The organism is Fulvimarina endophytica (assembly GCF_003403015.1).
Lineage (GTDB): Bacteria > Pseudomonadota > Alphaproteobacteria > Rhizobiales > Rhizobiaceae > Fulvimarina > Fulvimarina endophytica.
Genome location: NZ_QURL01000005.1, coordinates 177,222 through 194,482, shown reverse-complemented (window position 1 = coordinate 194,482; position 17,261 = coordinate 177,222). Strand labels below are relative to the sequence as shown.

The 17,261-nt window shown below is 63.6% G+C and carries 16 protein-coding genes and 1 tRNA gene; 14 read left to right on the top strand and 3 right to left on the bottom strand.

The window, feature by feature from the left end; translation table 11 throughout:
- Positions 1 to 93: 93 nt before the first annotated feature.
- Positions 94 to 1,482 carry a class II fumarate hydratase gene (gene fumC, locus DYI37_RS12940; protein ID WP_116683677.1) on the bottom strand — a complete coding sequence of 463 codons (1,389 nt, stop codon included), beginning with the start codon at positions 1,480 to 1,482 and terminating at the stop codon, positions 94 to 96.
- 204 nt (positions 1,483 to 1,686) lie between these two features.
- On the opposite strand from fumC, the gene DYI37_RS12935 reads away from it, so the two are divergent.
- From DYI37_RS12935 to DYI37_RS12920, 4 genes are all read left to right on the top strand, one after another.
- Positions 1,687 to 2,196, top strand: coding sequence for a MarR family winged helix-turn-helix transcriptional regulator (locus DYI37_RS12935; RefSeq protein WP_116683676.1), 510 nt, complete (start codon positions 1,687 to 1,689; stop codon positions 2,194 to 2,196).
- Positions 2,197 to 2,237: 41 nt separating this feature from the next.
- Positions 2,238 to 2,648 (top strand): group I truncated hemoglobin, encoded by a 411-nt coding sequence (locus DYI37_RS12930; protein WP_116683675.1) that lies wholly within the window; start codon positions 2,238 to 2,240, stop codon positions 2,646 to 2,648.
- Positions 2,649 to 2,857: 209 nt separating this feature from the next.
- Positions 2,858 to 4,438: an efflux RND transporter periplasmic adaptor subunit gene (locus tag DYI37_RS12925; protein WP_116683674.1), complete on the top strand. Its 1,581-nt coding sequence runs from the start codon at positions 2,858 to 2,860 to the stop codon at positions 4,436 to 4,438.
- Positions 4,435 to 7,680, top strand: a complete 3,246-nt coding sequence (locus tag DYI37_RS12920) for an efflux RND transporter permease subunit (protein ID WP_116683673.1) — start codon at positions 4,435 to 4,437, stop codon at positions 7,678 to 7,680. The genes DYI37_RS12925 and DYI37_RS12920 overlap by 4 nt, the downstream gene beginning before the upstream one ends.
- Before the next feature lie 470 nt (positions 7,681 to 8,150).
- Here the strand turns inward: DYI37_RS12920 and DYI37_RS12915 are convergent, their stop codons facing one another.
- Complete coding sequence (locus DYI37_RS12915; protein WP_116683672.1) at positions 8,151 to 9,086, bottom strand: formate/nitrite transporter family protein; 936 nt, start codon at positions 9,084 to 9,086, stop codon at positions 8,151 to 8,153.
- 194 nt (positions 9,087 to 9,280) lie between these two features.
- On the opposite strand from DYI37_RS12915, the gene DYI37_RS12910 reads away from it, so the two are divergent.
- Both DYI37_RS12910 and tuf read left to right on the top strand, forming a co-directional pair.
- Positions 9,281 to 9,589 carry an FtsB family cell division protein gene (locus DYI37_RS12910; protein ID WP_116683671.1) on the top strand — a complete coding sequence of 103 codons (309 nt, stop codon included), beginning with the start codon at positions 9,281 to 9,283 and terminating at the stop codon, positions 9,587 to 9,589.
- 197 nt (positions 9,590 to 9,786) lie between these two features.
- Positions 9,787 to 10,962: an elongation factor Tu gene (gene tuf / locus DYI37_RS12905; protein WP_116681352.1), complete on the top strand. Its 1,176-nt coding sequence runs from the start codon at positions 9,787 to 9,789 to the stop codon at positions 10,960 to 10,962.
- Positions 10,963 to 11,187: 225 nt separating this feature from the next.
- Here tuf and DYI37_RS12900 read toward each other — a convergent pair whose 3' ends face one another.
- Positions 11,188 to 12,201: a glycosyltransferase family 2 protein gene (locus tag DYI37_RS12900; RefSeq protein WP_245413931.1), complete on the bottom strand. Its 1,014-nt coding sequence runs from the start codon at positions 12,199 to 12,201 to the stop codon at positions 11,188 to 11,190.
- Positions 12,202 to 12,467: 266 nt separating this feature from the next.
- On the opposite strand from DYI37_RS12900, the gene DYI37_RS12895 reads away from it, so the two are divergent.
- The 8 genes from DYI37_RS12895 to rplL all read left to right on the top strand — a co-directional run bounded on the left by DYI37_RS12895 (position 12,468) and on the right by rplL (position 17,113).
- Positions 12,468 to 13,331 carry a 3-deoxy-manno-octulosonate cytidylyltransferase gene (locus tag DYI37_RS12895; RefSeq protein WP_116683669.1) on the top strand — a complete coding sequence of 288 codons (864 nt, stop codon included), beginning with the start codon at positions 12,468 to 12,470 and terminating at the stop codon, positions 13,329 to 13,331.
- 112 nt (positions 13,332 to 13,443) lie between these two features.
- Positions 13,444 to 13,519, top strand: a tRNA-Trp gene (locus DYI37_RS12890).
- 157 nt (positions 13,520 to 13,676) lie between these two features.
- A complete protein-coding gene (gene secE / locus DYI37_RS12885) occupies positions 13,677 to 13,874 on the top strand; it encodes a preprotein translocase subunit SecE (RefSeq protein WP_116683668.1) in 198 nt (65 codons plus the stop codon).
- A 61-nt stretch (positions 13,875 to 13,935) separates the two neighbouring features.
- Positions 13,936 to 14,466: a transcription termination/antitermination protein NusG gene (nusG, locus tag DYI37_RS12880; RefSeq protein ID WP_116683667.1), complete on the top strand. Its 531-nt coding sequence runs from the start codon at positions 13,936 to 13,938 to the stop codon at positions 14,464 to 14,466.
- Between the two features lie 135 nt (positions 14,467 to 14,601).
- Positions 14,602 to 15,030, top strand: a complete 429-nt coding sequence (rplK, locus tag DYI37_RS12875; protein ID WP_116683666.1) for a 50S ribosomal protein L11 — start codon at positions 14,602 to 14,604, stop codon at positions 15,028 to 15,030.
- A 4-nt stretch (positions 15,031 to 15,034) separates the two neighbouring features.
- Positions 15,035 to 15,742, top strand: a complete 708-nt coding sequence (rplA, locus tag DYI37_RS12870; protein ID WP_116683665.1) for a 50S ribosomal protein L1 — start codon at positions 15,035 to 15,037, stop codon at positions 15,740 to 15,742.
- Positions 15,743 to 16,165: 423 nt separating this feature from the next.
- Positions 16,166 to 16,684 carry a 50S ribosomal protein L10 gene (gene rplJ, locus DYI37_RS12865; protein ID WP_116683664.1) on the top strand — a complete coding sequence of 173 codons (519 nt, stop codon included), beginning with the start codon at positions 16,166 to 16,168 and terminating at the stop codon, positions 16,682 to 16,684.
- Between the two features lie 54 nt (positions 16,685 to 16,738).
- A complete protein-coding gene (gene rplL / locus DYI37_RS12860) occupies positions 16,739 to 17,113 on the top strand; it encodes a 50S ribosomal protein L7/L12 (protein ID WP_116683663.1) in 375 nt (124 codons plus the stop codon).
- Positions 17,114 to 17,261 lie beyond the last annotated feature (148 nt).

The following is a 17,261-nucleotide window of genomic DNA, read 5'->3' as shown; positions in this document are numbered from 1 at the left end:
GCGAGGTGTCACGGCCGGCGGATCGCTCCACCGCCGACATGAATATCCGGACAGGCGAGGGGACGGCGCGCGCCGCCCCCTGTGCGTCCAGGTTCAGTGCGGCGAGATCATCGTCGTCGGGTCGACGATCCGATCGTAGTCCTCTTCGGAGACGAGACCCGAGGCGATGGCCTCCTCTCTCAGCGTCGTCCCGTTCTTGTGGGCCGTCTTGGCGATATTGGCGGCATTGTCGTAGCCGATCGAGGGCGCCAGCGCCGTCACCAGCATCAGCGACTGCTCCATGAGGCTGCGGATGCGCTCCTCGTTCGCCTCGATCCCGTCGACGCAATGTTCCGCGAAGCTTTCCATCCCGTCCGCAAGGAGGCGGATCGAGGACAGGACCGCGTTCGCGATCACCGGCTTGAAGACGTTGAGTTCGAAATGGCCCTGGGAGGCGGCGACCGTCACGGTGGTCTCGTGACCGAAGATCTCGGTCGCGACCATGGTCAGCGCCTCGGCCTGGGTCGGATTGACCTTGCCGGGCATGATGGAGGAGCCCGGCTCGTTCGCCGGCAGGTTCAACTCGCCGAGACCCGAACGCGGGCCCGAACCGAGGAAGCGGATATCGTTGGCGATCTTCATCAGGTCGGCGGCGAGCGTGTTCAGCGAACCGTGGTAGAAGGCGAGGGCACCGTGCGAGGCGAGGGCCTCGAACTTGTTCTCCGCGGTGCGGAACGGATAGCCGGTCATCGACGCGATCTCCGCGGCGATCGCGGTGTCGAAGCCGATCGGGGCATTGAGGCCGGTCCCGACCGCGGTTCCGCCCTGTGCGAGGGCGAGAACGCCGTCCAGCGCATCGGTGATCCGCTTGCGGCCGAGTTCCAGGGCCATCGCGTAGCCGGAGAACTCCTGGCCGAGCGTCACCGGCGTCGCGTCCTGGGTGTGGGTTCTGCCGATCTTGATGATGTCGGCATATTCCTCGACCTTCTTCTGAAGCGAGGCATGCAGGCGGTCGAGGGCCGGGATCAGCCGCTCATGGGTCTCGACCACGGTCGCGACATGCATCGCCGTCGGGAACACGTCGTTCGAGGACTGGCTCATGTTCACGTGATCGTTCGGGTGGACGGGCTTCTTGGAGCCCATCTCGCCTCCGGCCATCTCGATCGCCCGGTTCGAGATCACCTCGTTGACGTTCATATTGGTCTGGGTGCCCGATCCCGTCTGCCAGACGACGAGCGGGAAATGATCGTCGAGCTTTCCGGCGATGATCTCGTCCGCCGCCTTCTCGATCGCCTCGCACAGCGTCTTGTCGAGCTTGCCCTTGGCGTTGTTCACCCGGGCGGCCGCCTTCTTGACCGTCGCGAGAGCCACGATCAGCGGCATCGGCTGGCGGTCGCCGCCGATCTTGAAGTTGTTGCGGGAGCGTTCCGTCTGGGCGCCCCAATAGCGGTCGGAAGCCACCTCGATCGCGCCGATGGAGTCGGTCTCGGTCCGTTTGTCCATAAGAATCCTCGCTCAGACTTGGAATTGAGAGGTCGAAAGTCCCGCCTGCCATACGCGCCGCCGCCGCCGGAATAAAGGGGTGCGAGAGCGCGGAGTCTGCAGCTCTCCCATCTTGTGCGCTTGCTCGCGGGCCGATGAGAACGCTACGGAAGGTTTCCATCACATGTTTCAAAAATCGGTCATGCGTGATATTCCTTCGCCATCATGAGCGACACCGCAGTACCGAACGAGAATCACCCCCAGGGGGACGCCGATTTTGCCCAGCGCGTGCGGCTGGACGACGCCTTGTGTTTCGCGCTCTACAACGCGACCAACGCGATCATCCGCGCCTACCGGCCGCTGCTGCAGCGGATCGGTCTGACCTATCCGCAATATCTCGTCATGATGACGTTGTGGGACGAGGGCGCGCTGCGGATCGTCGACATCGCCCGCCGGCTCGATCTGGCTCCCAACGCCATCACGCCTCTGGTGGACCGGCTGGAGAAGATCGAACTCGTGACCCGGGTCGCGTCCGAGACCGATCGCCGGACCGCGATGATCCACCTGACCGATCGGGGCGCGGAGCTGGAGAAGGAAGCATCCATCATCCAGCAGGCGATCAGTTGCAACATCGCCGTCGAGGCCAACCGCCACCGGCCGCTCCTGCTCGATCTCAAGCGCATCGTCGCGGGAATGGAGGACGGCGAACTGCTGAAAGCGGGGCCGGTGAAGTAACAGCCGGGAGCGCTTCGAATTCGAGGGACAGGGAGGAACGAATGTCCGGTGCGAATGAAGGCAGATCTCTCTACGAACGGCTGGGAGGCATCTACGGAATAGCGGGTGCCGTCGACGATCTGGTCGACCGTCTCTACGACAACGAGAGCGCGAACCGGAATCCGGCGGTTCGCCAGTTTCACGAAAAGGGCGGACACGCCGGTTTCAAGTTTCTGGTGACGGCATGGTCCGTGCAGGAAACCGGCGGACCTCGGGTTTATCCTGGCCGCGACATGCGCGAAAGCCACACCCATCTCAAGGTGACCGAGGACGAATTCGACAACGTCTACACGACGATCGAACAGTCTCTCTTCCAGGTCGGCGTGCCGAAACCGGAGCGCGACGAGTTCATGGCGATCATCGAAAGCTATCGATCCATGGTGGTGGCGCCGGAGAACCGGGACGCCGCCTGACACTTGCGACATACTGCCACTGATCGACCCGCGCGAGCCCCTCGCGCGGGTCTTTCGTTGCGTTGTGGGGCGTCTAGGCGCCGATCATTCGACTGGCAGGAGAGCGACACACTGTTTTGCACAGGCCTGTCGCTTCTCCAGACGACGGAATCGGCTACTTTTGCGAGAGCGGCGAGAAGCCGGCTACGCATTTGGAAGGGACGACAGGCATGATCGGGACGGATGCGGGGGAGCAAGGCTGCGCAATCGGGGTATCGAACCTCGGCAGGACCCTCATCTTCGCGACCTCCCTCTTTCTCGCCTGCCATGCGACCGCTTCCGCGCAGGAAGGACCCAGCCAGGCAAGCACCGAGAGCGAGGATCAGGGCGCCGTTCTGGAACTGCCCCTCATCGGCGACATCCAGCTTCCAAGCTGGCTGTCCTTCCTCGGCACGTCGGACGCTTCCTCGAACGAGGGTGGCAATGCGGACGCTTCGTCCGGCGGTAGCGGTGGTGGCGGACAGGCACAGGGAGAAGGGCAGGGCCAGGGAGCAGGCGGCGGCGAGGGATCGTCCCAGCCGCCTGCGGTGGTCGTGACGCGAGCCGAGCTCCAGTCTGTCGGCGAGGAACTCGAATTCATCGGTACGATCGAGGCCATCGAGAACGTCACGCTTCAGGCGCGTGTGAACGGCTTCATCGAGGAGGTGTTCTTCCAGGGCGGCGACACGGTCTCCGTCGGAGAGCGGTTGTTCAAGATCGAGGACGATCAGTATCAGGCCTCCCTCAATGCCGCACAGGCTCAGCTCGCGGGTGCGCAGGCGCAGTTCGCCGAGGCCGAGCGCAGCCTCGCCCGCGCACAGGAACTCATCGATTCGGGAACGATCCCACAAGCCCAGCTCGACAATGCGCGCGCGACCTACGAATCGGCGCAGGCGACGAAGCTTCAGGCCGAGGCGCAGGTTCGCCAAGCCCAACTCAATCTCGACTATACCTCGATCACCGCCCCGATCGACGGCGTCATATCCGCACCGATGATCACGCGAGGGAACTACGTGTCGGCGGCCAGCGGCACGCTCGCCGAGATCGTCCAGCTCGATCCCATCTGGGGCAACTTCCCGATCGGCGAGAATCGTCTCGCCGAGTGGCGGCGGATCGGGCAGGGCGACCGGGACGCGGCCGAGAGGCAGAGCGCGGACGATTTCCGGCTCGGTCTCATCCTGCCGAATGACGAAACCTACCAGCAGGACGGCTCTTTCGCCTTCGTCGGAAACACGGTCGATCCCTCGACCGGGACCATCGAGGTGCGCGTGCGGTTCGGCAACGAGGACGGCCGGCTTCTGCCCAACGAGAACGTGCGCCTGCGCGCGAGCGAGAAGGAGCCGCCGATGCTGCCGGTCGTCCCGATGGCGGCGATCCAGCTCAACCGCGAGGGCCGCACGCTCTTCGTTCTGAACGAGACCGACGACACGGTTTCGCGCAGGGTGGTGGAGACCGGCAAGCAGATGCGCGGCAATGTCGCCATCCAGAGCGGTATCGAGGCGGGAGAACTCGTCGTCGTCCAGGGTGTTCAGAACCTGCAGGACGGCGCGAAGGTGAACCCGAACTTCGAAGAGGGCTCGGAAGGGCCCGGCGGTCCGATCCGCGACGGAGAGGATGGCGGCGAGCCGGCGGGCCAGACCCCTGAGGCCGGACAATCGGGCGAGAGCGGAGCGCAGGGCGCGGCCGATGCCGGCGAGGGCACCGAGGGCGATCAGGCGGCGAATGCGGACAGCGGCAGCCAGGCCTCCTCGAATGGCGGCAACGCCCAATGATTTCCGATCTCTTCATCGACCGACCGAGACTTGCGACCGTCATCTCCTTCGTTGTGATGATCGCCGGCGCGCTTTCGATCTTCGTCATGCCGGTCTCGCAGTTTCCGAACGTCGCACCGCCGACGGTCTCGGTCTCGGCAACCTATCCGGGCGCCTCGGCGCAGAGCGTCGCCGATGCCGTCGCGGCGCCTCTTGAGGAGGCAATCAACGGCGTCGAGGACATGATCTACATGAGCTCGACCTCGACGAATGCGGGGCAGTACTCCCTGTCCATCACGTTCGAGATCGGGACGGACCCGGATATCGCGCAGGTCAACGTCTCGAACCGGGTCCAGCTCGCCACCTCCCAGCTTCCCACGGAGGTTTCTCAGCAGGGCGTCACGGTCGAGAGCCGATCGCCGAACTTCCTCCTCGCGCTCACCTTCTACTCGACCGACACCCAGTCGCTCGGGCCGATCGAGGTCGGCGCCTATGTGGCGACCAATGTCACCACCGCACTGTCGCGCGTGACGGGCGTCGGAAGCGCAGAGCCGCTCGGGCCGGCCGATTATGCCATGCGCATCTGGACCGATCCGGACAAGATGGCGAGCCTCGACGTATCACCGTCCGATATCTCGACGGCGATCCAGGCGGCGAACACCGTCGCTTCGGTCGGCTCCATCGGCGCCTCTCCCGCGCCCGACGGGCAGGCGACGGTCTATACCGTCACCTCCCAAGGCCGGCTGACCGATCCCGAACAGTTCGAGAACATCGTCGTGCGCGCCCAGCCCAACGGTGCGATCGTCCGGGTTCGCGACGTGGCGCGCGTGGAGCTCGGCGCCGAGAACTATTCGGTGAATTCCTATGCCGCGAACGGGGCGCCCTCGCAGCTCGTCCAGGTCAACCAGTCGCCTGACGCGAACGCGCTCGAGACCGTGACGGCGGTCCGGGCCGAACTCGACCGTCTCTCGCAATCCTTTCCGCCGGGACTCGAATATCAGATCGTCTACGACTCCACGGAATATGTGAGCGCGACGATCGAGGAAATCATCTTCTCCCTCTTCCTCGTCGCGCTGATCGTCGTGGTCGTCGTCTACGTCTTCCTTCAGGACTGGCGTGCGACCTTGGTTCCGGCGCTCGCCATCCCGGTCTCACTCGTTGGCAGCTTCGCCTTCCTTCTCGCCTTCGGTTTCACGGTCAACGTCATCACGCTGCTCGCTTTGATCCTCGCGATCGGCCTCGTGGTCGACGACGCGATCCTCGTCGTCGAGAACTGCCAGCGCGTGATGACCGAGCGCAAGGTGAATGCGAAGGAGGCGGCGCGGATCGCCATGCGGGAGGTGACGGGACCGATCATCTCGACGACGCTCGTCCTTCTCGCGGTGTTCCTGCCGACGACCTTTCTGCCCGGATTGTCGGGGCAGCTCTACAAGCAGTTCGGCGTCACGCTTTCGATCTCGCTCCTTCTCTCCTCCATGGTCGCTTTGACGCTGACCCCGGCGCTGGCCTCGATCTTCCTGCGCCCGCCGACGGCGAGCTGGCTTCCGCTGCGCCTTTTCTCGAAGGGCCTCGAGGCGACGACGAACGGGTATGCGCGCGTCGTGAGCTTCCTCGTGCGACGCGTGCTCATCGCGCTCGCCGTCGTCGGCCTCGGCTTTGCCGTCGCCGCCTTCTCCTTCCTCAGCCTGCCGTCCAGCCTCGTTCCCGAGGAGGATCAGGGCGCCATTCTCTTCGACGTCCAGCTGCCGGACTCCGCCTCGCTCCAGCGCACGGATCAGGTTCTCGACCAGATCTCGGAGATCATCCGCTCCACCGAGGGCGTCGAGACCTTCACCACGGCCGCCGGCTACAGCCTCCTCCAGTCGGCGCAGCGGCCCTCGGCCGGCATCGGCATCATCAGTCTGAAGCTGTGGGGCGAACGGCGTGACCTATTCAGGATTCTCGGTGAACTCTCCGGGAAGTTCTCGCAGATACCGGGTGCGACGGTCGCCGCCTTCCCGCCGCCGCCCATTCCCGGTATCGGTTCGGTGGGTGGCTTCACCTTTCAGCTGCTCGCGCAGCAGGGTCAGGACCCGGCCGAACTCGCCCAGGTCGCCCGTGCCTTCGTATCGGCGGCGAACCAGAACCCGGCGATTTCCGGTGCGCGCACGACCTTCTCGGCCGACGTGCCGAGCCTGTTCCTGAACATCGACGCGGACCGCGCCGAAACCCTCGGCCTGACCGTCGCCGATATCTACGATGCGATCGGCGGAACGCTGGGTGAGGTTTTCGTCAATCAGTTCAACTACAACGGACGGGTTTATCAGGTCCGGCTTCAGGCCGATGAGAACGCCCGCGCCGACGAGAGCGACATCCTCGACATCTATGCCAAGAACCGCAACGGCGAGATGGTGCCGATCCGAACGGTGGTCGATGTCGAGACGACTTTCGGGCCCTATGCGGTTCCGCGGTTCAATCTGTTCCTCGCCGCCGAAGTCTCCGGCAATCCCGCGCCCGGTTCGTCCTCGGGCGCCGCACTGCAGGCGCTTCAGACGATCGCGAACGAGACGCTTCCCGAGGGTTACGCCTACCAGTTCGCCGGCACCTCCTATCAGGAGCAGCAGGCGGGCAACGTGACCTATCTGGCCTTCGCGCTGGCCTTCGTCTTCGCCTTCCTCTTCCTCGTCGGACAATACGAGAGCTGGCTTCTGCCGATGGCCGTCATGCTCTCCCTGTTCATCGCGGCAGCGGGCGCGACGGCGACGCTTTTGATGCTCGGCTACAGTTCGAACATCTACTCCCAGATCGGTATCGTCATGCTCATCGGTCTGGCCTCTAAGAACGCGATCCTGATCGTGGAATTCGCGCGCTTCCAGCAGGACGATGGCCTGCCGATCACGGAGGCCGCGATCAAGGGCGCCCGGCTTCGCCTGCGAGCCGTTCTGATGACGGCGCTCGCTTTCGTCATCGGCATCGTTCCGCTGGCGCTGGCAACGGGTGCGGGCGCTGCGGGACGCAACGCGATCGGTGTGACCTCCATCGGCGGCATGCTGGCTGCGACCTTCATCGGCATCTTCATCGTCCCGGCGCTCTATGCCTTCGTCCAGCGGATCGCCGGCGGGCGGAAGGGCAAGTTCTGGGGACGGGAGGACGAGCAGGGAGCAGCCGGCAAGCCAACGGCCGGCGAGGGCGAGTCCGGGACGCGTTCGCGCTTCCCCTGGGCGGGCGGTGCCGGCGACCGGACGGCCGGTTCCGGTGGCGATGCACCGCAGGCTGCGGAGTGATCATCCGGTCGGTCGAGGGATCGGGCCTGTAAAGCGAGGCTCCGATCCTGCGCCGTCGGCGCCCGGTCTTCATGCCTGTATCAGCGCTGCGTGTGCCGATCCGCCCGGCTCAGGCCTCGTGCGCGATCCCGATTCCCGGCGCAATGCTGTCCCGTCCCGGTCCACGGCCGCTCGCTCCCGTTTCGATAAGGACCGGCGAGGGGACGCGACACGGACCGGTCTGCCCGAAGCCAGGCATCCTGCACGACGGTCGCACTCGTTCCGGGCATCGCTCGTGGCTTCTGCCGAAACGATAAAGAACTCCGTCGCCGCTTTCCCACGGATGCTGGACTTGCACAGGGTCCCCGGTCGGATGGTCGAGCCGGCCTCGACACGGCCAAGGGACGACGGCGCCATGAAAAAGGCCGCGGCATCGAGGGATGCCGCGGCCTTTCGTTCGTTCGCAGGGACTTCGGATCCGGCGGTTCTGTTCAGCCCCGCCCGCGGCCGAAGATCCACTTCTTGTAGGTGAGCGGTTCGCCATACGGCTCGAAGAGCTTCGATTCCTTGTGTTCGGCAAACTGTGCGTAGTTCAGGACCGCCACGAAGATCACGCCGCCGACGGTGTTTCCGAGAAGCACCGGCAGAATGAAGTTCGGGAAGAGGGCGAAGAAGGACACCTCGGTCCGGAAGGCGAGGAAGAACACTTCGACCGACGAGGTGATGACGTGGTAGAAGCCGCAGATTCCGAGGAAGTACATCAGGATGAAGACGATATAGATCTTCGAGGTCGTCTCGCGCGAGGCATGGACGAGCCAGACCATCGCGGCGACGATCCAGCCGGCGATGAGGGCGCGGGCCGCGATCGTCATCCACTCGGTCTCGTAGGCATGCCGGCCGATTTCGATCGCGACGACCACGCGTTCGACCGTCAGGACGTCCACATAGGCGATGAGTGCGGCGACCGCGATCGCGCCGAGGAAGTTGCCGACGAGCACGACGGACCACAACCGCAGAAGTTCGGCGATGCTCGTCAGTTTGGTGAGGACCAGAACCACGGGCGTGAGGGTGTTCTCGGTGAAGAGCTGGTAGCGCCCGAGAACGATAATGAGGAAGCCGACGGGATACATCAGGTTTCCGAGGAAACCGGGGGTCGCTTCGCCCGCCGTCTCCGTCAGGATGACGCGAGCGAGAAAGGTGAGACCGATCGCTCCGCCTGCGCCCAGCGCGCTCCAGAACAGATAGCGATTGCTGACGTCGAGTTCGTGATCGGCCGAAGACAGGACGCGGGCGAACACCTCCTCAAAGGAGAAGTAGTCCGCAAGATTGCGTCCCTCGCTGGGCGCGTTGAGCAGCGATTCGTCCGGGTCCTTTCGGAGCATCGCCTCCTCGTCTTCTCTGCCGTTCCGCTTCGTCGTGTCGTTCATGAAACCGTCCCCTTGCAGCCCGTCGGCCAGACATTCACATTTCGTTCAAGATAGCGCCGCAGCACCCGGCATCCCGCCGCTGCCGAAAACGTGATGACGTCACGACGATCATGGTTAGCGCAATTTCCTACGAGCAGAGTTGACCGGCTGTTAACGGCCGTCATGAGAAACTTGCGGCGTAAGGAGAGACTCCCATGCGCACCATTCAGACTCGCCGAAGCCGCCTCATTCGATTGATCATCCCGGGTGTCTCGGCGATGGTGCTCGCCTATTTCGCCGTGCACGTGCGAACCGGCGAATACGGGCTCACATCCAAGGTGGAACTCGAGCGTGAGCTGAACGTGGTCAAGGCCGATCTCGCCAGCCTGAAGGCCGAGAAGAAGGCTCTCCAGAAGCGCGTGGAACTCCTCAGCCCCGGCTCGCTGGAGCGGGACATGCTCGACGAGCGGGCACGCTGGGCCTTGAACATGGCGGCCGAGGACGAGATCGTCATCCTGCGATAGGTCCCGCTGCCGGATCCCCGCCAGAACAGGCGAGCCGCTGCGAGCGCGGCACGACACCGCAGGGCCAGCTGAAATCCGAAAGCCAGAGCATTCGGGGCTTCGGCTTCGCGCAGACACTTGCCCTTTTGCCGCCTTGGCTTTACATCGCGCCGGAACTTTTCAACCGCGCAAGCAGCGAAAGAGGCAGCGGAGAGGTTATGGCCAAGAGTAAATTCGAGCGCAACAAGCCGCATGTGAACATCGGCACGATCGGTCACGTCGACCACGGCAAGACGTCCCTGACGGCGGCGATCACGAAGTTCTTCGGCGAATTCCGCGCCTACGACCAGATCGATGCGGCGCCGGAAGAGAAGGCACGCGGCATCACGATCTCGACGGCTCACGTCGAGTATGAGACGGAAGCGCGCCACTACGCCCACGTCGATTGCCCGGGCCATGCCGACTACGTGAAGAACATGATCACGGGTGCGGCGCAGATGGACGGCGCGATCCTGGTCTGCTCGGCGGCCGACGGCCCGATGCCGCAGACCCGCGAGCACATTCTCCTGGCCCGCCAGGTCGGCGTTCCGGCGATCGTCGTGTTCCTCAACAAGGTCGACCAGGTCGACGACGAGGAGCTCCTCGAGCTGGTCGAGCTCGAAGTTCGCGAGCTTCTGTCGTCCTACGAGTTCCCGGGCGACGACATTCCGATCGTCAAGGGCTCGGCTCTGGCCGCTCTCGAGGACTCCAACAAGGAGATCGGCGAGAACGCGGTTCGCGAGCTGATGAAGGAAGTCGACGCCTACATCCCGACGCCCGCGCGTCCGATCGACCAGCCGTTCCTGATGCCGATCGAGGACGTGTTCTCGATCTCGGGTCGCGGCACGGTGGTGACGGGCCGCGTCGAGCGCGGTGTCGTGAAGGTCGGTGAGGAAGTCGAGATCGTCGGCATCAAGGACACCCGCAAGACCACGGTCACGGGCGTCGAGATGTTCCGCAAGCTGCTCGACCAGGGTCAGGCCGGCGACAATATCGGCGCGCTGATCCGCGGTGTCGATCGTGAGGGCGTGGAGCGCGGCCAGGTGCTGTGCAAGCCGGGTACGGTGAAGCCGCACACGAAGTTCAAGGCCGAAGCCTACATCCTGACCAAGGATGAGGGTGGCCGTCACACGCCGTTCTTCACGAACTACCGTCCGCAGTTCTACTTCCGCACGACGGACGTGACGGGCGTGTGCACGCTTCCCGAGGGCACCGAGATGGTGATGCCGGGCGACAACGTCGCGATGGACGTGACGCTGATCGTTCCGATCGCGATGGAAGAGAAGCTGCGCTTCGCGATCCGCGAAGGCGGCCGCACCGTCGGCGCCGGCATCGTCGCCGCGATCGTCGAGTAACGACTGGTTTCCGCATCCCGCAAGGGGAGCGGTGACACCTGATGCATTCGCGCGCAGTGAACCCCGGTTCGCTGTGCGCTTTGCGTTTATGGCCCTGCACCGATCGCATCGGACGCCCACTAAGTGGCAGGGCCGCACGGTCGGAGCGGGACAGGCGAATGCATGCGCCGTCCTGGCGATGTCCAGCTGTAATCGACCGGAACCGGGCCGTTCGAGAGACTGCGATCAGGCCCGTATCGCTGCGCCCTCTCTCGGACAATCGGCGCGGATGTCCTCGATGAAGCCGGTCGTCACGAGCTTTTCCGAGCCCGTGAAAACCGTCGATCCGGCGTAGCGAAAATCGATCTCGGCGTTGAATTCCGCATGATCGAGAATCTGCTTGTAGAACCGGCCGCCATCGAAATGGGTGCCCCACTCGTACATCGTGCGAAATTCCGCCAGCGAGTCGGCCGAGAACTTGTAGTGAAGCAGCGCCGCATGGACCGGGGAGAAATTCCGGTCGATCGGAAGGGGGCCGTGGGCGCTTCCGCTGTTGAAGCGAGTCCGGCGGTCCACATAGATCAGCGGGAACTTCGTCATGCGCATATCCGTCCCGAACATGCGCTGGCGCGCTCCTCCTCTGATCGCCGTGCAGAATTTTTCGTTCTCGATCGCGTATCCCGTCTCGTCGTAGAGTGGGCAGACGGTCACGGGCGAGGCCTCGAGAGGCTGGTGCGGCGGCGCCCCATCAAGGGCCGCATCCGGATAGATGTCGATCATGACGGCGAGGGCGCGCTTGCGGCCCTCTCGTTCCAGATCGGCGATGAAATCGGTGAGCTTGCGGTCTTCGCTGCCCGGGAAGACGAGATACTCGTCGCAATCGAGCGACATATACCACCGATCGCGACCATACCGCTCGACGAGAAGGTCGCGCCAGACGAGGCCACCGCCTGCCACGTCGAAATTCACGTTGGATTCGTAGATATCCACATCGGGCGCGGCGAGCAGCAGTTCGCGCGTTCGATCGTCCGATCGGTCGTCGACGAAGGCGAAGCGCGTGATGCCGAGCGTGCGATAATGCGAAAGGAAGGACGGCAGGTAGCGCTCGGCGTTCTTCAGAACGCTGATCAGGACGAGATCCTTCGATCGAAGCTCGCCTTCGACCAACCGGACCGGATAGATCTCGGTGCCGCGTCCGCGCTTCGCAGCACGCCTGCGATAGCGGCGATTGCGAAGCGCAAGGACGAGCCGATCGAACACGGACAACTGCCCGAAGCGTCGCCACGTCTTCGGGTCTCGAATTGGGTAGTCCATGCTCCGCCCCGTTTTCGCCTCGGCCCGGCGTACTGGCATGCAATCGGTTTTTCATGCAACTGCTCGGGACGGCTCGGCAGGCAGGCGCCGTCGGACAAAATAATGGTCCCTTGTCCGTCGGGTGATAACGCGGGGGTACTGGCGTCCGACGGCCGAAGACCCCCAGAACTACGGCCTCGCGCGGCCCAACTTCAAACGCAGGATCGACGCAGATGACGAGAACGACCGTTTCGGACCCTGAGGAGTCGCAATGGCTCGTATCGCCGGAGGACTGGCAGGCATTCTTCGATGCCTACGAACGCGTCGTCCTCATTGCCAACAGTGATGAGGTCGCAATCGCCGAGGTCGTGAAGAAGCACGGCGAGGGCGCTCTCTTCGTCTTCTTCAACAAGGTCTACAAGGTGCTGGACGCACCCTTCGAGGCACCCTGCCTGCTCGTCGCCCGGTCCAGCCCCTCCGGCGCCAACATCGTCTATCGGCGCGAAGTCGAGGAGGTCCTTAGCTATTTCCGGAAGGACGCCCTGCTCGGCATCCTCAACCTGGCATGCGCGGATACGGAGCGGTTCAGCCCCATTGCGGCATTCGAGGGACGGCGGGCCGGACGATTGAGCCTCGCGGGCTATTTTCGGGAATTCTATCCGACGACGCATCTTCCAACGAGCGGGTTCGCGCTGGCGCTCTGGCTTGCGGAAACGTGCAGGACGGAGGTCCATCTCGAAGGATTTTCGGCCAAGCGTTCCTTGCGCTGGAAGCTCTTTGCCGATCACGACTGGACCTTCGAGCAGACGAGCCTCAGACTTCTTGCGCGGGCGGGCCGTCTCCACATGAACAATGTCGAACCGTCCAACGCCTATGTCGAACTCGCGCGGCGCTTCCCGGAGATCGGCGATGGCGCGGTCGCCGCCGCGGCGGTCGAAGTCCTCGGGAACAGGCTGGAGAGCGCGAGCCTTGCAATCGACAATCTGGTATCCCTGACGAAGTTTCAGGGCCGTGTGGACCGGTTGCTGCGTCGCCTGAAGCCGGCGACACGCAAGCAGCGTGACAAGGCGGCGAGCGGAAAGTCGGGCCCTGTCTGACGAGTGGGCCGCCAAGCGCGCCGTTCGAGCGGCGCGGTTGGCCGGGACGGTCGATGCCTCACGTTTTCGTCTTGCAGTTCATCCATCATCGCTTTATGAGGTCGACCTCGTTAGGGGTATAGCTCAGTTGGTAGAGCGGCGGTCTCCAAAACCGCAGGTCACAGGTTCGAGCCCTGTTGCCCCTGCCATCCTGCCCGAGAGGGGCAGTTTGTTCCGTGCGACCCCCTTGTGAATCAATCCGCACGCGTATAAACATCGGTTAAATCTTTTGCGCGTGGGGCCGGTCCGGGCCTGCACGCGCTTTGTTCGTGAGACAATATCGATCGAACGGCAAGTCGAGTGAGCATGGCCAAGACCAATCCTTTTACCTTCCTCCAGCAGGTGCGCAGCGAAACCGCGAAGGTGACGTGGCCCTCCCGGCGGGAGACGACGATCTCGACCATCATGGTGTTCATCATGGTGGCCTTCGCGGCGCTGTTCTTCTTCGTGGCGGATCAGGCTCTCGGCTATCTGGTCGGTCTGATCATGAATGTCGGCGCCTGATCGCCGGACGGAAAACATGTTGGCGCTTCAACATAGCGACTTCGGGAGTCTTTAGAATTTAATGGCCGCTCGCTGGTACATCGTTCACGCATATTCGAATTTCGAGAAGAAGGTCGCCGAGTCGATCGAGGAACAGGCGCGCCAGAAGGGTCTGTCCGACAAGTTCGAGAAGATCCTCGTGCCGACCGAGAACGTCGTTGAGGTTCGTCGCGGCCGCAAGGTCAATGCCGAGCGCAAGTTCTTCCCGGGCTACGTGCTCGTGAAGGCGGATCTGACGGACAAGGTCTTCTCGCTCATCAAGAATACGCCGAAGGTCACCGGCTTCCTCGGGCCGGACAACCGGCCGGTTCCGATCACCGAGAAGGAAGCCGATCAGATCCTGAATCACATTCAGGAGGGTGTCGAGCGTCCCAAGCCGACCGTCATGTTCGACATCGGCGAGCAGGTGCGCGTCTCCGATGGTCCGTTCGCCTCCTTCAACGGGATCGTCCAGGAGGTCGACGACGAGCGGTCGCGCCTCAAGGTCGAGGTGTCGATCTTCGGGCGTGCGACGCCCGTCGATCTGGAATTCGGTCAGGTCGAGAAGGTCTGATCGAGGTTCGGGACTTCGGTCTCGAACTCTTGCGGGAGGCGGCGGAGACCTGAAGCCGGGTTTTCGTGACGCCGCACCGCGAACTGCGAAGCCCGAGCGCTCCGGCGCCGGGCATGAAAACAGAAGGCAGAAAGAATGGCTAAGAAAATTGCGGGCCAGCTGAAGCTGCAGGTCCCGGCCGGTTCGGCGACCCCGTCGCCCCCGATCGGCCCCGCGCTCGGTCAGCGCGGCATCAACATCATGGAGTTCTGCAAGGCGTTCAACGCGCAGACCCAGGAGCAGGAGAAGGGCTCCCCGATCCCGGTGGTCATCACGTACTACCAGGACAAGTCCTTCACCTTCGCCATGAAGACCCCGCCGGTCAGCTACTTCCTCAAGAAGGCGGCGAACCTGAAGTCGGGTTCCAAGCTTCCGGGCAAGGAAAGCGCCGGAACGATCTCGCGCGACGCCGTGCGCGAAATCGCCGAGAAGAAGATGCAGGATCTGAATGCCAACGACGTCGACGCCGCCATGGCCATGGTCGAAGGTTCGGCAAAGTCCATGGGCCTCGAGGTGACGGGTTAATACGATGGCTAAAGAAGGTAAGCGCATCCGCGCCGCTCGCGAGGGCATCGATCGCACGAAGCTCTACGGCCTCGACGAGGCTGTCGAGATGATCAAATCGCGCTCCAGCGTGAAGTTCGACGAGACCGTCGAAATCGCGATGAATCTCGGCGTTGATCCCCGCCATGCCGACCAGATGGTCCGCGGCGTCGTCAATTTGCCGAACGGCACGGGCCGCGACGTTCGCGTCGCCGTCTTCGCTCGCGGCGACAAGGCCGACGAGGCTCGCGCAGCCGGTGCGGACATCGTCGGTGCGGAAGACCTCGTCGAGCAGGTCCAGGGTGGTCAGATCGATTTCGATCGCGCCATCGCGACGCCCGACATGATGGCCCTCGTCGGTCGTCTGGGTAAGGTCCTCGGCCCGCGCGGCCTGATGCCGAACCCGCGCGTCGGCACCGTCACGCCGGACGTGACCGCAGCCGTCAAGGCCTCCAAGGGCGGCGCCGTCGAATTCCGCGTCGAGAAGGCCGGTATCGTCCATGCCGGCGTCGGCAAGGCGAGCTTCGAGGCGAGCAAGATCGCCGAGAACATCCGCGCTTTCGCCGATGCGGTGACCAAGGCCAAGCCGACGGGTGCCAAGGGCACTTATGTCAAGCGGGTCGCGATCACCTCGACCATGGGGCCCGGCCTCAAGATCGATCCGTCGAGCGTCGCGCAGTCCGCGAACGGCTGACATTCGAAGGCCGCGCATGGCGGGGCCTTCAAAAGAGCGGGCATCGTTCCCAGATACGATGCTTCTCAATGAAATTCCGGGGAGACCCGGATGACACGGGAAGGGGGCTCTGGTCGCCTTCCCGAATGCCTGTCCGAGATTGCAAGGCGGATCGAGTGCCTGAACGGGCGCGATCCATAATCGTCAGAAAGCCTTCATGAGACGGGGTGATGTCCGACAATTCCGGGATCTTCGGTCCCGACATTGCGGTTCGAACCTCTGAATGCCTTGTGCCGGTTTCGAGTTCCACAGGAACGCGGACGACCGATGCAGGGGGACAGGATCTCCGAGCGTCGCTTCGAAGGTCCCCTTCGCATGCGGCGTAAAGGCAACCGGTTTCAGGCGTCTCGTTCCGAGCGCTCGAAGCCAAATAGGAGAGAGGCAGTGGAAAGAGCGGAAAAGCGCGAATTCGTCACGGCGCTCAACCAGACCTTCCAAGAGGCTGGTGTCGTCGTGGTGGCCCACTATGCCGGACTCACGGTCGCAAACATGAACGATCTTCGTTCACAGATGCGCGCGGCCGGGGGCACCGTCAAAGTCGCGAAGAACCGCCTTGCCAAGATCGCTCTTCAAGGCACGGACGCCGAAGGCATCTCGAACCTGTTCGAGGGCCAGACTCTGATCGCTTATTCGAGCGATCCGATTGCGGCGGCCAAAGTCTCCAACGAATTCGCCAAGAAGAACGACAAGCTCGTCATTCTCGGCGGTTCCATGGGGACGACAACGCTCGATGCGAACGGTGTGAAGGCTCTGGCCGACCTGCCGTCGCTGGACGAACTGCGCGGCAAGCTTGTGGGTATGATCCAGACCCCGGCAACCCGCATCGCAGCCGTCGTCCAGGCCCCGGCGGGCCAGCTCGCCCGGGTTTTCAATGCGTATGCCACGAAGGACGAAGCGGCGTGAGGCTCGGGTTCCTCGCTGCTCAAACTCAAGTTCGAATCGTAAAGGAATAGAAACATGGCTGATCTCGCCAAGATCGTTGAAGACCTTTCGGCCCTGACCGTCCTCGAGGCGGCTGAGCTTTCCAAGATGCTCGAAGAGAAGTGGGGCGTCTCCGCCGCCGCTCCGGTGGCTGTTGCCGCCGCTGGTGGTGGCGCTGCCGCCGAAGCCGTCGAAGAGCAGACCGAGTTCACGGTCGTTCTCGCCGATGCCGGTTCTTCCAAGATCAACGTCATCAAGGAAGTCCGCGCTCTCACGGGCCTCGGCCTCAAGGAAGCCAAGGACCTCGTCGACAACGCGCCGAAGCCGGTCAAGGAAGGCGTCGACAAGGCCGAGGCCGACAAGATCAAGGACCAGCTCGAGAAGGCTGGTGCGAAGGTCGAACTCAAGTAAGTGCGGCATGTGCCGCGCTGAAACAGATCGTTTCAACGTGGGCGGGGCGGCGTATGCCGTTCCGCCTTCCGTGCTGGAAGTGACGAAACTCGGCCGGTGACGGCCATCGGGTCCCGCAGCGAAATCTCTTCGCGTCAAGGCGGCGACC